Origin of the sequence: Alteribacillus persepolensis, assembly GCF_900099605.1 — a bacterium.
Lineage (GTDB): Bacteria > Bacillota > Bacilli > Bacillales > Marinococcaceae > Alteribacillus > Alteribacillus persepolensis.
Genome location: NZ_FNDK01000001.1, coordinates 202,724 through 216,815 on the forward strand (window position 1 = coordinate 202,724; position 14,092 = coordinate 216,815).

Genomic DNA, 14,092 nt, shown 5'->3' on the forward strand with positions numbered 1-14,092 from the left:
AGGATGAAAAAAATGGCTGCAACCAAGTACACGTTTTCGGAGCTAGCCCGCGCATTCAAAAGATATTTGCAAGTGGAGAAAAATGCGTCCGAACAAACAATAAGGGCGTATGAAAAAGACTTGCAGGACTATCGTGAGTTTTTGGCAGCTGAAGGCTTAGCAAGCCCGCTGCAAGCAGATTCTTACGTCGCACGGACATATTTCAGCCATTTATACAATAAAGCGTATCAACGTGCGACTGTTGCGCGAAAAGTTTCTGCGTTACGTACGTTTTACAAGTATTTAAAACGAGAAGAGTATGTAGAAACGAACATTTTTGCTGTCTCGAGCCTGCCAAAGAAAGAGTCCACGCTGCCGCGCTTTTTATATGAGGAAGAATTGCTGCAGTTGTTTCATGCCTTTGATATCCAAAACGTGTTAGAACAAAGAGATCTTGCGATTTTTGAGCTGCTCTATGCAAGCGGCATTCGAGTAAGCGAATGTACTCGTATAGAGTTAGATGACATTGATGAAGAGTTATCAACGTTATTGGTGAAAGGAAAAGGTAATAAACAGCGCTATGTCATGATTGGAAGTTTTGCGTTAGAGGCGATTGCTTATTATAAAAATAATGCCAGAAAAAAGCTGTCAGCCAAAAAACAGGCAGCGAAGACAAATGCACTGTTTTTAAATAACAATGGCGGTCCGCTTACTGAAAGAGGTATTTGTTACACTGTTAAAAAGCGGGTGAAGGCTATCTCTCAAACATTAAATATTTCGCCTCACGATTTGCGGCATACCTTTGCCACTCATTTATTAAACAATGGTGCTGATTTGCGCACGGTTCAGGATTTATTAGGCCATGAGCACTTATCTACCACGCAGATTTATACACATGTCACCAATGACAGATTGAAACGTGTGTACCAAACAGCCCATCCAAGAGCTTGAAAGAGAGGTTGATGACACATGGATATGTCCTTTCATGCAACAACAATTTTTGCCGTGCAGCATAATGGTAAAGGAGCCATGGCTGGTGATGGTCAAGTAACATTCGGGCAGGCGGTCGTCATGAAGCATACAGCCCGAAAAGTCCGAAAGATTTATAACAATCAAGTTCTTGCTGGTTTTGCTGGTTCGGTTGCGGATGCTTTTACACTGTTTGACATGTTTGAAGGAAAACTGGAGCAGTGGAATGGCAATCTGCAGCGGGCTGCGGTAGAATTAGCTAAAGAATGGCGTAGCGATAAAATGTTAAGGCGTCTGGAAGCAATGCTTGTTGTGATGAACAAGGAAAGTTTATTGCTTGTCGCTGGCACAGGTGAAGTAATTGAACCTGATGACGGAATTATTGCGATTGGATCTGGCGGTAATTACGCATTGGCTGCAGGTCGTGCCCTGAAAGAGCACGCAAATCACTTAGAAGCGAAACAAATCGCTGAAGCAGCTTTAAAAACAGCTGGAGATATTTGTGTGTACACAAATGACCAGCTCGTTGTAGAAGAACTGTAAAAAAACCTGTCATGTAATTTAAAAAAGAAAGGGGATTATGCTAAATGGAAACCCCGCTTACGCCGAAACAAATAGTAGAGAAACTTGATCAATATATTATCGGACAACAGGAAGCAAAACGCTCTGTGGCTGTGGCTCTTCGCAATCGCTACCGAAGAAGTAAGTTAAGTGAAAGCCTGCGAGAGGAAATTACTCCGAAGAACATATTAATGATAGGACCGACTGGTGTTGGGAAAACAGAAATCGCTAGACGGTTAGCAAAACTTACCGGTGCGCCATTTACGAAAGTGGAAGCAACCAAGTTTACTGAAGTTGGCTATGTTGGCCGTGACGTGGAATCGATGGTGCGTGATTTGGTTGATACTTCTGTCCGCCTTGTGAAAGAAGAAAAAATGCAGGATGTGCGCCAGCAGGCGGAACAAGAAGCAAACAAAAAACTTGTCAAACTGCTCGTGCCAAAAAAGAAAAAACAACAAAATTATAAGAATCCGTTTGAGATGATATTTCAACAGCAGCAACAAGATACAACAGAAGACACCCAAGAAGAAGATCAGTCTGTTGTGCAAAGACGGAAACAGGTGGAACATCAACTTGCACTTGGAGAATTAGAGGATTCCATGGTTACGATTGAAGTAGAAGAACAAGCGGCAAATATGATGGATATGTTTCAAGGCTCAGGGATGGAACAAATGGGTATGAACATGCAAGAAATGCTTGGCAGCATGATGCCGAAAAAGAAAAAGAAGCGGCGCCTTCCCGTTCAGGATGCGAGAAAAGTATTAACTGAACAAGAAGCCCAAAAGTTAATCGATATGGATGAAGTCAGCCAATTAGCTGTTTCAAAGGCAGAGCAGCTGGGTATCATCTTTATAGATGAAATTGATAAAGTAGCGGGAAAACAGCAAAATAGTGCAGATGTCTCACGAGAAGGTGTTCAGCGCGATATTCTTCCTATTGTGGAAGGTTCCACGATTACAACAAAGTATGGACCGGTGAAAACCGATCACATTTTGTTTATTGCTGCTGGTGCTTTTCATATGTCGAAACCATCAGATTTAATTCCTGAACTTCAAGGCAGATTTCCGATTCGTGTAGAATTAAACAGCCTCGGCCCAGCTGAATTTAAACAAATATTACAAGAGCCTGATCAAGCGCTGTTAAAACAATACCAGGCTTTATTGAAAACGGAAGGTATAAATGTGGAATTTTCTGACGATGCTGTTCATAAACTCGCTGAAATTGCTGAGGATGTCAATCAACACACCGAAAATATTGGTGCAAGACGGCTTCATACATTGCTAGAGAGACTGCTCGAAGACTTATCCTTTGAAGCTCCAGATATCACTATGGAGACAATTACGATTACACCAGAGTATGTGGAAGAAAAACTAGCAACCATCGCGAAAAATCGGGACATGAGCCGTTATATCTTATAAGAAAAACAGGAGGAAACATAAAATGGATTTGTTACAAAAAAGCCGAAAAATCAATGACATGTTGCAGAAAACAGCAGGAGATCACGTAAACTTTAAGGACATGGCTGAAACGCTTCGAGATGTGATTTCAGCAAATGTATTTGTTGTCAGCAGACGCGGGAAATTATTAGGATATGCCATCAAGCAGGAGATTGAAAATGAACGTATGCAAGAAATGTTAGAGCAAAGACAGTTTCCTGAAGAATATACGTCAGGATTGTTTAAAATCGATGAGACATCTTCTAACTTGGACGTTAATAGTGAATTCACAGCATTTCCAGAAGAAAGCAAAGAATTGTTCAGCTCTGGTTTGACAACGGTTGTACCAATTATCGGCGGTGGTCAGCGGTTAGGGACACTCGTTTTAGCAAGGCTGAACGATACGTTTGAAAATGATGATCTTGTGTTAGCAGAGTATGGTGCGACAGTTGTTGGCATGGAAATTCTTCATGAGAAAACACAAGAAATTGAAGAAGAAGCACGCAGTAAAGCTGTTGTGCAGATGGCAATCAGTTCCTTGTCTTACAGTGAACTTGAAGCAGTAGAGCATATATTTGAAGAACTAGAAGGCAATGAAGGTCTGTTAGTAGCCAGTAAAATTGCTGATCGTGTCGGGATAACACGTTCTGTGATTGTAAACGCGTTAAGAAAGCTCGAAAGTGCCGGTGTTATTGAATCCCGTTCTCTTGGGATGAAGGGAACATATATTAAAGTATTAAACGATAAATTTTTATATGAATTAGAGAAAGTAAAAGCATAATTTTATACAGAAGAGACGATAAGTAAGAGAAAGATGAATAAAATCTTTCTCTTTTTTTTTGGCTCTACAATATTTGATTTAGAACCTTTTCATTTGCTGTTATAAATACGTGCTAGAGTGCCTGCTAACAATATGTGAATATGGCAGGGGTGTATATCTGCGATAAAACCAAAAAAATCATGACAAAAGGATTATATGATGAATTTGTGAAGAGCTAGTCGATTTACAAAAAATTTAATAAAAATGGCTTAACAATTGGTTTGTACTGGGGTTACAATGACATATGGATTGATGGATATCATTTCCTTAAAAAGAATATATATCCTCCAATGGGTCTATAGTCGTATTAAAAAGAAGCGGCATGGAAAGAAAAAATAGAAAAACAACAAGAATTTTTTGACAAGGTTAGACAAATCCCGTTAATTTTTATACAATTTAGGCATGAAAGACTAAAATAACCATTAATTTTTGATAGGGAATGATAGCGGAATCGAGAAAATTCGACTTAAGTATGAAAAGTTTCAGATTTGAATAGGAAAAAAGAGGTGTGAATATGGGACTGTTTGACTCTGCTACGTTTCAACAGCTAGAGAATGGCTTGAAAGGGGCGGCCTTACGGCAAAAAACGATTGCAAATAATATTGCGAATGTAGACACACCAAACTATAAAGCAAAACGCGCCAATTTTAAGCACACATTAACCAATGCGCTGCAAGAACAGACGATACAGGCGAATCGGACCAACCCGCGCCATTTCGAGTTTAGTGGTCAGTCCAGTAAACCATTTTTTTCAACACACAGCCAGACGATGTATCATCACAATGGCAATAATGTGGATATTGATAAAGAAATGTCTCAGTCAGCAAAAAATCAAATCTATTACAATGCATTAACAGATCGTATAAGCAGCAAGTTTAACAGTTTAAAAACAGCAGTGAGAGGAAGATAAATGTTGGGACTATTTGATGGGATAAATATATCGGCTTCTGCTCTTACAGCACAACGTTTGCGTATGGATGTTACTTCTGCGAATCTAGCAAATGCTGATGCGACGAGAGGACGTCTTGTAGATGGAGAATGGGAACCGTACCGAAGAAAAATGGTCACAATGTCTCCAAAGCAATTGGATTTTTCAAGTATGCTGTCACAAGCAAAAACAGAAGCGTCAGCTGCTGGTTCTCATGGTGACGGGGTGCAAATTAATCGTATTGTGGAAGATCAAACGCCATTTCGGCAGGTTTATCAACCTGACCATCCTGATGCGGGTGACGATGGTTTTGTAGAAATGCCAAATGTCGATCCGTTAAAAGAAATGGTTAATATGATGGGGGCGACTCGTTCATACGAGGCAAACATTACGAGCATGAATGCATCAAAAAATATGATGTTAAAAGCACTTGAAATCGGTAGAAGTCAATAAATTGAAGGAGGTCAGCCGATGAATAATTATGTGACAAACAGTCTGCATAATCATGCTTTTTTTGAAAAAACACAAGAGAGTACAAGAAAAACGCCGGCTCAAGCACAACAGTCATTTAAGAACGCGCTAAATGATGCACTGAACGAGGTGAATAAAGCACAGCATGCATCCAATGAAATGACATCGAAGTTAGCAGCTGGTGACGTGGAGGATCTTCACGAAGTGATGGTTACAGCGGAAAAAGCAAGTGTCACACTTCAAACAACGATTGAAATAAGAAATAAAGCACAAGAAGCTTACCGGGAGATCATGCGGATGCAAGTATAGCACACCCGCCTGGTCAGGGAGTTTTTGCAGTCGGGAGGACCCATGAAAGAGAAGGTTTTGCACATAAAGAATCAAACACTAGACTATTGGAGCAATCGAACAAATGTACAAAAAGGACTTATCATAGGATGTTTTATTCTCTTTTTCCTCATTATTTCCCTCGTTATTTTCTTTGGAACTCGCACAAATTATGCTCCGCTTTATTCTGATTTAACAGCTGAAGAAAGCGGTCAAATCAAAGAAACGCTGGATGCAAGGGGGATTCCTTCAGAGTTAACAGATAACGGATCAACCATTCGTGTTCCTGAAACACAAGTTGATTCTTTAAAAGTCGATTTAGCTGCGGAAGGAATACCTGAAAGTGGTTCTATCGATTATACATTTATTGAAGACCAAATGGGATTTGGCATGACAGATAATGAGTTTAATGTTATGGAAAGAGCTGCCATGCAGACAGAGCTTGAAGGCCTTATCCAAAATATAGAAGGGGTAAATGCCGCAAACGTAATGATTACGCTGCCTGAAGAGTCGACCTGGGTAGCTGAAACGAACGAACAAGCGTCTGCGTCAGTAGTCATCGGCACAAGCACAAACGTCATGGATCAGCAGGAAGTTCAAGCTTTGTATCACCTTGTATCCAAAAGCGTCCCAAACCTCTCTGTAGATAATATTGTCATTATGAATGATAGATTTGAGCATTTAGATTATGAAAATCAAGATGCTGCTCAATCAACATTAAATGCATACGAAGAACAGCGCAGCATTCAGGAAGATATTGAAAAAGACCTCCAGTCACAAATTCAACAGATGTTAGGCACCATCATGGGCCGGGATAAAGTCATTGTTTCAGTAACGACAGATATAGATTTCACACAAGAAAATCGAGAAGAAGCACTGATAGAACCTGTTGATGAAGAAAACATGGAAGGAATCGAAGTCAGCGCGGAACGAATTACCGAAACATATGAAGGAGAGATGGCCGAAGACGGCGTGCCAGGAGCTGGAGAAGAAGATGTTGTGAATTATCCGGCAGGTGCAGGATTTGGGGACGGGGATTATGAGCGTACAGAAGAGAGAATCAATAACGAAGTGAATCGAATACATAGAGAAATTGTAGAAAGTCCATATAAAATTCGTGATGTAGGTATTCAAGTAATGGTCGAACCACCCGACCCAGAGGATCCTGCGTCACTTGACCCGCAAATTATGAATGATGTAGAACAAATTTTAAGTACAGTGGTTACAACAAGCATCGATGAAACATATTTAGAAGATGTAACACAAGAAGATATTATCAATGAAAATATTGTGGTCTCTTCTCACTCCTTTGACGGTAAAATGGACATCGATCCAACCGAGCAGGATACAATTCCTTTATGGATGTATATTATCGCAGGTGTATTAGCTGCAGCAGTCATTATTTTGCTGATGATGCTTGTTAGACGCAGGCGGGAGGAAGAGAGCAGCGAAGATATTAATATGGACGAAATCGTAGCCGAAGAAGAAATTCCAGAACTGCAAGGTGACGAAGACAGCGAGCAAGCAACAAGACGTAAGCAATTAGAAAAACTAGCACAGGAAAATCCTGAAGAATTTTCGAAACTACTTCGGACCTGGCTGTCCGATGATTAGGAGGTTGTCGTTGTGGCGCAATCAAAAGATGCATTAAGCGGAAAACAGAAAGCAGCGATGCTCCTGATTTCTCTTGGCCCCGACGTTTCCGCACAAGCATATAAGTATTTGAGTGAAGAGGAGATTGAAAAATTAACTCTTGAAATTGCAAACGTTCGTAAAGTTGACAGTAATACGAAAGAAGAAGTGCTGGAAGAATTTTATCAAATTGCTGTTGCCCAAGATTATATTTCACAAGGCGGTATAGGCTATGCCAAAAGCGTACTGGAAAAAGCGCTGGGCGAAAATGAAGCTATGCAGGTCATTAACCGGCTGACATCAACATTACAAGTAAAACCGTTTGATTTTGCGAGAAAAGCAGATCCGTCTCAGATATTGAATTTTATCCAAAATGAACATCCACAAACGATAGCATTGATTTTGTCGTATTTAGAGTCGGTGCAAGCCGGCCAAATACTGTCGGAACTTCCAGAAGAAGTGCAGGCCGATGTAGCTAAGCGTATTGCAGAAATGGACAGTACGTCGCCGGAGATTGTAAATGAAGTAGAAAGTGTCTTGGAACAAAAGTTATCGGCAACAGTCACGCAAGACTACACAGAAGCGGGAGGGATTGAATCTGTTGTAGAAGTGTTAAATAGTGTAGACCGCTCAACTGAACGGAGAATTCTTGACTCTTTAGAAGTTCAAGACCCTGATTTAGCAGAAGAAATTAAAAAGCGTATGTTTGTATTTGAAGATATCGTTACACTTGATAATCGTTCCATTCAACGTGTCATCCGTGACGTGGAAAACGAAGATTTGCAGCTGTCTATGAAAGCAGCAAGTGAAGAAGTTAAAGAGCTGGTATTTAGCAATATGTCACAGCGGATGGCTGAAACATTCAAAGAAGAAATGGAATTCATGGGACCGGTGCGCCTTCGTGATGTCGAAGAATCACAAACGAGAATTGTCTCTGTGATTCGACGTTTAGAAGAAAATGGTGAAATCGTCGTAGCCCGCGGCGGAGGAGATGATATTATTGTCTAGGCTGATTAAAGCAGCTCACCAAAGCCCGTCACTAACACTAGAAAAAAAGCCGATTCAGCTAAGACCGGTCGGGCAAAAACAAGAGGCGGAAACAAATTTTCCCGATGCGAAAGAGCAAGTGGTGCGAACGAAAGAACAGCGTCTTCAACAAAAATATGAGCAGATAGAAAAACAGAAACAAGAAATAGAGAAAATGAAACAAGAGGCGCAAGCAGAAGTAAATCAAGCGCGCAAGCTTATCAGCGAAGAAGAACAGGCATCGAAGCAACGGATTGAATCAGCCTTTGAGAATGCGAAGGCAGAAGGATACAACAAAGGGTATAAACAAGGTGAAACAGCCGGACAAGCTTCATATGACAAAGCCGTACAAGAAGCACAAGATGTCATACGTGCTGCAAAAGCAGCTTATAACGATTATGTAACAAAAGCAGAACCAGTCATACTAGACTTAGCATTTGAGGTGGCTAACCGCATCGTTTATACATCGCTGCAAAAGAATGATGATACATGGACAGACATTGTGAAAAATGTGCTGCAAGAAGTAAAAGACCACGAAGAGGTTACTGTTTATGTGTCCGCCTCTCGATTCTCCCAAACCAATCATGAACGGATGGAGCTAGAGTCACAGCTGCCGCACTCCAAGGAGTTAATTGTTTTGCCAGACAGCCAGCTGGATGACAATCAATGCATTATTGAGACCTCTTACGGCCGTGTGGATGCGTCCATAGACAGTCAGCTGCAAGAACTGAAAACAAAGCTAGAAGAAGTTTTGCAAGAGGGTGGAACGAATGAAAGCAGCTGATTTAATCGAAGTCGTCAAAAACTTAAATCCATATAAACAATTTGGCAAAGTTACACGCGTGGTAGGGTTAACGATTGAATCGCTTGGGCCTAAAACAGCAATTGGAGATATCTGTTTGCTTTATCCACATGAAAAGCAAGAACCAGCAATGGCAGAAGTGGTTGGTTTTAAAGAGGAAAAAGTGCTGCTTATGCCTCTGCGGCAAACATTTGATATCGGCCCAGGCTGTTTAGTAGAAGCAACGAGAAAGCCACTGCAAGTAAAAGCGGGTCAAGCTATTATTGGGAAAGTACTCGATGGAAGCGGGCGTCCGCTTGATGGAGAGCAGCTGGCGGAAGGGTTGACATCTGTTGCAACAGAAACCGCACCTCCTAACCCTTTACTGCGTCCGCGTATCGATACTCCTCTGTCACTTGGCATTAAAGCGATTGATGGGCTCTTAACAGTGGGAAAGGGTCAGCGCGTTGGAATCTTTGCGGGCAGCGGTGTTGGGAAGAGTACGTTGTTGTCGATGATTACAAGACATTCTGAAGCAGATATCAATGTGATTGCATTAATTGGAGAGAGAGGGCGGGAAGTGAAAGACTTCATTGAAAGAGATCTTGGTGAAGAAGGTATGAAACGTTCCGTACTTGTCGTTGCCACATCGGACCAGCCGGCGCTTATGCGCATAAAAGGAGCGATGACAGCCACTGCGATTGCCGAGTACTTTCGAGATCAAGGTATGCATGTCAATTTAATGATGGATTCAGTAACTCGATTTGCGATGGCGCAGCGTGAAATTGGCTTAGCTATTGGGGAACCGCCGGCAACGAAGGGGTATACACCATCTGTGTTTGCATTGCTTCCACGTTTATTAGAACGTTCTGGCACGAGTGAGAATGGGTCCATTACTGCTTTTTACACAGTACTGGTCGATGGCGATGACTTAAATGAGCCTATTGCTGATGCCGTTCGGGGGATATTAGATGGCCACCTTGTTTTGGACCGGAAATTGGCCGACAAAGGCCATTACCCGGCTATTAACGTTTTAAAAAGCGTCAGCAGAGTGATGGGAGACATTGTACATAAGAGCCATCGTCAGGCTGCAGAGAATTTTCGTCAATATTTGTCTGCGTATCGTGAATCAGAAGACTTAATAAATATTGGTGCATATAAAAAAGGTTCATCGAAAGCTATAGACCAAGCAGTGAAACTTTACCCGGCGATGAATCGTTTTTTACAGCAGTCCAATGATGATACACATCCTTTTGAAGAAACAATAAACCTGTTAGAAAAGCAGTTTACATAAGGAGAAGGTCCATGTCTTTTCAATATTCTTTTCAAAAGATTTTAGAAGTCAAAGAAAGCGAAAAAGCTGCAAAAGAACAAGAATATCAGCGTACGGTGACGCAATTTGAGGAAAAAGCTACAAAACTGTATGAACTGTTAAAACAAAAAGAAACGATGGAGGCAGCAAATAAAAGCAAAGTAAAAACAGGAATGACAATTCAAGAGCTGCAAACAAACGAACAGCTTGTCCTTCAAACAGATCGAGCTATTCAGCACATTCAACAGCAGACCAGCCAGGCTAGAAATGCGATGTACCAAAAAGAGCTGGAACTGCAAAGTGCATCTGTAGAATGGAAAAAGTACGATAAAGTCAAGGAGTGGCAAGAGCAGGAATATTGGCAAGAGTCGAAAAAAAGAGAAGAAGAACAGATGGATGAATTATCTCAACAACGATTTGTGCTGCAGCAATTATAGATAAAGAATTAGGTGAGAGAATATGCCAAAACAAACAAAGGGAAGGAAAAACAGCAAATGGCAAGGATTTTTGCTGTTGGTTGTTATTCCTATTGTATTTGCCGTCGTGATGGCCGGAATACTTTTATCGTTTGCTGGTGTTCACGTCATAGATCTGGGAAGAAGCGCAGCACAATCTGTGCCTGTTCTTTCATCTTTTACAGAAGAAGAAAATGAAACAAAGGAAGTTAATGAAGTACAAAAGCAAGCAGAAGAATTAGCAGGAAAAGAGCAGGAAATAAACCGGCTTGCTTTAGAGTTGGAGGAAAAAGAAAAAGCAATTGCTCAATTAGAAGAAGCGTTAGAGGAGGCAGAACTGGAGCTGGAAGCAGAAAGAACAGACCGCGAGCAAACAAGCATAGAGTTACAAGAGCTGGCAGAAGTGTATGACAATATGTCGACAGGGGCAGCTGCTGATATTTTGTCCGAACTTGAAATGGAAACGGTGCTTCGGCATATGGCAGAAATGGATTCCAAAGCAAGAGCTGCTATTATCGGCAAGATGGAGCCCGAACGCGCAGCAAATGTGATGAATGCATTGGAAGGGAGGTGAAAAGCCAGCGATGCCGATGATTCCAGGAATGATACATACACTGCAGTCTGTCTCATCTGAACCTGCGCGAAACCAAAAACAAGCAGCAACAGAAGAGGGGAAGAGCGCTTTTTTTCAAGTGCTCAGTCAAATGCTTGCTTCTTCTGAACAAGAGCAAAGTATATCAGCAAAAGAGGAACCTTTGTCTCCAGAGGCACTTTTGAATATGTTTAAACATAGTGAAGAGCTTGTTCATTCGTTTTCTGAAGAATTGCATCAATTGTTTGAACAATCATCTACGTTTTCTTGGAGTAATGAGCTAGGCGAATTGTTTCAGCAGCTGCCGCTGGAATTGCAAGATATAGCTGGGCAGTTTCAACAAAATGATACACAAGAGGTACTCGATCATATTATGAGCGCGTTCGCTGCATCCGCCACAGAAGGCAGTCATAATGTGACCAGTCAACAACACGTCAGTGAAGTGCTGGCTGGATGGCTTGCGGTCGTAAACCAAATGGAAGCAAACGGACAGAATCAAATACCTGCAGACGAGCCGCTGTCAAAAGCAGTTGATTCTTTAGCAGCTGCTCTTATGCACAAAGACACAGAGGCGGTTCAAAGCAAGCAGGTTGTCGAACAGCTGCGGCAGTCGCTGCATGCGAATACGGCGGGAAAAACACCATCGCTCGAGCAATTATTGAGTGTGCTGCGCAGCCTGGAAGGAAGCAACGTATCTCCTTTCCCTTCATTGCAGCAAGCAAACATCAGTCGCGCACAACGGATAGAACAGCTTTTATTATCTAGCGGCAGCTCACAAATGCGAGGACAAACTTTTTCTTCACTACCATATGCAAAAGAGCAAACAGATTATCTGCAGCAGCTCTTGCAGCGAGATGGACAGACAAAAGATCCATCATACAGTCCATTCAATAACACCAGCAGCAACTCTTGGCAGAGGACAGATGGAACATTGACGAATGTGCAGCAAATGGCAGTCCACGTGGGAGAACAAAAAAGTGAGCATGCAAGAGGCCAAGAGTTTGTGCGCCAATTTCAAAACGTTTTAGGGAAAAGTCAATTACAAACATTGAAAAATGGGACACAAGAATTGTCTATGAAACTTCATCCTGAACACCTTGGACGTGTGGATGTGAAACTCGTTCAACAAAACGGACAAATGACAGCCCAGCTGTTAACTACAACAAAAGCAGCCAAAGACATGATAGAGCAGAGCCTGCAACAGCTGCGTCAGGCATTTGTACAGCAAAATATAAGTGTAGACCGTATTGATATTTCACAGCAGCAGCTTTCCTATTTACAACAAGAAAGCGAAGAGAAACATCACGAACAAAGGGAACGCAGCCGAAAAGACAGCCATGAACAAAACCAACCCGAAGAAGATCACGATGCGTTTCAGGACATGTTAGACGAGCTGACTTTTCATGAACAAGTGTAGGTGATAAATGTGAGCAATTCCATTCAAGAGACATACGCCTTGCCGTCAAAGCAAGCACCAGTTGTTAAAGAAGAAAGCGCCGGCATGTTAGGAAAAGATGATTTTTTAAAAATACTGATGGTACAGCTGCAAAATCAAGATCCGTTAAACCCGATGGACGACAAAGAATTCGTTTCACAAATGGCACAGTTTTCCTCTTTAGAACAAATGACGAATATGTCAACACAGCTTGAACAGTTTGTTCAAGCGAACCAAAACGGCTCACTCGTTCAACATAGTGAATTGATTGGTGAAAATATTATTTGGGAAAGAACCATTGAAACAGACGGATTAGTAACTGGCACTGAAGAAGAGATAGGTACCGTCACGTCTGTGAAACGAGACGGCGACGGCAACATTCGGCTGCTGTTAGAAGATAACCGCTGGATTAACAGCGGCCAGCTTGTACAGGTAGGCAATATCGCGGCAGAAGAAGAGGAAAACAGCGAAGAAGTGGATAACACAGAATCTTCTCAAGAGTAGAGAAGAACAAATAACAGCTTCAGCAAGGACAGAATGAAAGAAAAGGGAGAGATGAGAATATGCTTCGGTCTATGTATTCTGGAATTTCCGGTATGAAAAACTTTCAGCAGAAACTTGACGTAACCGGCAATAACATTGCAAATGTGAACACATTTGGGTTTAAAAAAGGAAGAGCGACGTTTAAAGATATGGTCAGCCAGCAAATTGCTGGTGCTACTGCTCCAACAGATGTACGTGGTGGTGTGAATCCGCGTCAAATCGGATTAGGAACACAATTAGGAACAATTGACACAATACACACGCAAGGCAGTTTGCAAAACACGAACCGTGAGCTTGACTTAGGAATTTCCGGTGACGGTTTCTTCCAAGTTGCAGATGAGGATGACCAAACCTTTTATACGAGAGCGGGCAATTTTTATTTGGATGAAGAAGGAAATATCGTCAATGGTGACGGTTTTTATTTAGTAGGAGAGGACGGCGATGTTCCTTTAAGCATCCCAATAGAAGCAGAAAGCTTTAGCATTGGTGAAAATGGACAAATATCATATATCGAGGATGGAGATTTGGAAGAAGGTAGTCAAATAGCATTGGCTCAATTCGATAATCCAGAAGGCTTAGAAAAGGCAGGTGACAATTTATATCAAGCGTCAGCTAACTCGGGGGAGCCAGCAGAGGAATTGCCTGGTGAAGGTGGGGCAGGAATATTAGTTCCAGGAACGCTTGAAATGTCGAACGTAGATCTCTCCGAAGAATTTACGGAAATGATTGTGGCTCAGCGCGGTTTCCAGGCTAATACACGCGGCATTACAACCGCCGATGAAGTCCTGCAGGAACTCATGAACTTAAAACGATAGTGCTGATTTT

The 14,092-nt window shown here is 41.8% G+C and carries 16 protein-coding genes; all 16 read left to right on the forward strand.

Features of this window, described 5'->3' with window-relative positions; all coding sequences use genetic code 11:
• The first annotated feature begins 12 nt into the window (after positions 1-12).
• The 16 genes from BLT18_RS00985 to flgG all read left to right on the forward strand — a co-directional run bounded on the left by BLT18_RS00985 (position 13) and on the right by flgG (position 14,082).
• Positions 13-930 (forward strand): tyrosine recombinase XerC, encoded by a 918-nt coding sequence (locus BLT18_RS00985; protein WP_091270361.1) that lies wholly within the window; start codon positions 13-15, stop codon positions 928-930.
• A gap of 24 nt (positions 931-954) precedes the next feature.
• On the forward strand, positions 955-1,491 hold the full coding sequence (hslV, locus tag BLT18_RS00990; RefSeq protein WP_091271119.1) for an ATP-dependent protease subunit HslV: 537 nt from the start codon (positions 955-957) through the stop codon (positions 1,489-1,491).
• 44 nt (positions 1,492-1,535) lie between these two features.
• Positions 1,536-2,927 (forward strand): ATP-dependent protease ATPase subunit HslU, encoded by a 1,392-nt coding sequence (gene hslU / locus BLT18_RS00995; protein ID WP_091270363.1) that lies wholly within the window; start codon positions 1,536-1,538, stop codon positions 2,925-2,927.
• A 22-nt stretch (positions 2,928-2,949) separates the two neighbouring features.
• On the forward strand, positions 2,950-3,726 hold the full coding sequence (gene codY, locus BLT18_RS01000; protein WP_091270365.1) for a GTP-sensing pleiotropic transcriptional regulator CodY: 777 nt from the start codon (positions 2,950-2,952) through the stop codon (positions 3,724-3,726).
• Between the two features lie 553 nt (positions 3,727-4,279).
• On the forward strand, positions 4,280-4,675 hold the full coding sequence (gene flgB / locus BLT18_RS01005; protein ID WP_091270367.1) for a flagellar basal body rod protein FlgB: 396 nt from the start codon (positions 4,280-4,282) through the stop codon (positions 4,673-4,675).
• Between the two features lie 3 nt (positions 4,676-4,678).
• Complete coding sequence (gene flgC, locus BLT18_RS01010; RefSeq protein ID WP_091271121.1) at positions 4,679-5,146, forward strand: flagellar basal body rod protein FlgC; 468 nt, start codon at positions 4,679-4,681, stop codon at positions 5,144-5,146.
• A gap of 18 nt (positions 5,147-5,164) precedes the next feature.
• Positions 5,165-5,473, forward strand: coding sequence for a flagellar hook-basal body complex protein FliE (fliE, locus tag BLT18_RS01015; RefSeq protein ID WP_091270369.1), 309 nt, complete (start codon positions 5,165-5,167; stop codon positions 5,471-5,473).
• A gap of 42 nt (positions 5,474-5,515) precedes the next feature.
• Complete coding sequence (gene fliF, locus BLT18_RS01020) at positions 5,516-7,105, forward strand: flagellar basal-body MS-ring/collar protein FliF (protein WP_091270371.1); 1,590 nt, start codon at positions 5,516-5,518, stop codon at positions 7,103-7,105.
• 12 nt (positions 7,106-7,117) lie between these two features.
• Positions 7,118-8,131, forward strand: coding sequence for a flagellar motor switch protein FliG (gene fliG / locus BLT18_RS01025; protein WP_091270372.1), 1,014 nt, complete (start codon positions 7,118-7,120; stop codon positions 8,129-8,131).
• On the forward strand, positions 8,124-8,933 hold the full coding sequence (fliH, locus tag BLT18_RS01030) for a flagellar assembly protein FliH (protein WP_175487323.1): 810 nt from the start codon (positions 8,124-8,126) through the stop codon (positions 8,931-8,933). Before fliG ends, fliH begins: the two co-directional genes overlap by 8 nt.
• Positions 8,920-10,224: a flagellar protein export ATPase FliI gene (gene fliI / locus BLT18_RS01035; RefSeq protein ID WP_091270376.1), complete on the forward strand. Its 1,305-nt coding sequence runs from the start codon at positions 8,920-8,922 to the stop codon at positions 10,222-10,224. The genes fliH and fliI overlap by 14 nt, the downstream gene beginning before the upstream one ends.
• An 11-nt stretch (positions 10,225-10,235) precedes the next feature.
• On the forward strand, positions 10,236-10,679 hold the full coding sequence (fliJ, locus tag BLT18_RS01040) for a flagellar export protein FliJ (protein ID WP_091270377.1): 444 nt from the start codon (positions 10,236-10,238) through the stop codon (positions 10,677-10,679).
• A gap of 22 nt (positions 10,680-10,701) precedes the next feature.
• On the forward strand, positions 10,702-11,271 hold the full coding sequence (locus tag BLT18_RS01045) for a MotE family protein (RefSeq protein ID WP_091270382.1): 570 nt from the start codon (positions 10,702-10,704) through the stop codon (positions 11,269-11,271).
• A 10-nt stretch (positions 11,272-11,281) separates the two neighbouring features.
• The gene (locus BLT18_RS01050; RefSeq protein WP_175487324.1) at positions 11,282-12,706 is read left to right on the forward strand and encodes a flagellar hook-length control protein FliK; all 1,425 of its coding nucleotides are present in this window, start codon (positions 11,282-11,284) and stop codon (positions 12,704-12,706) included.
• 9 nt (positions 12,707-12,715) lie between these two features.
• Entirely contained in the window at positions 12,716-13,228 is a 513-nt protein-coding gene (gene flgD / locus BLT18_RS01055) for a flagellar hook assembly protein FlgD (RefSeq protein ID WP_091270385.1), read from the forward strand.
• A 59-nt stretch (positions 13,229-13,287) separates the two neighbouring features.
• The gene (flgG, locus tag BLT18_RS01060) at positions 13,288-14,082 is read left to right on the forward strand and encodes a flagellar basal body rod protein FlgG (protein WP_091270387.1); all 795 of its coding nucleotides are present in this window, start codon (positions 13,288-13,290) and stop codon (positions 14,080-14,082) included.
• The last annotated feature ends 10 nt before the right edge of the window (positions 14,083-14,092 follow it).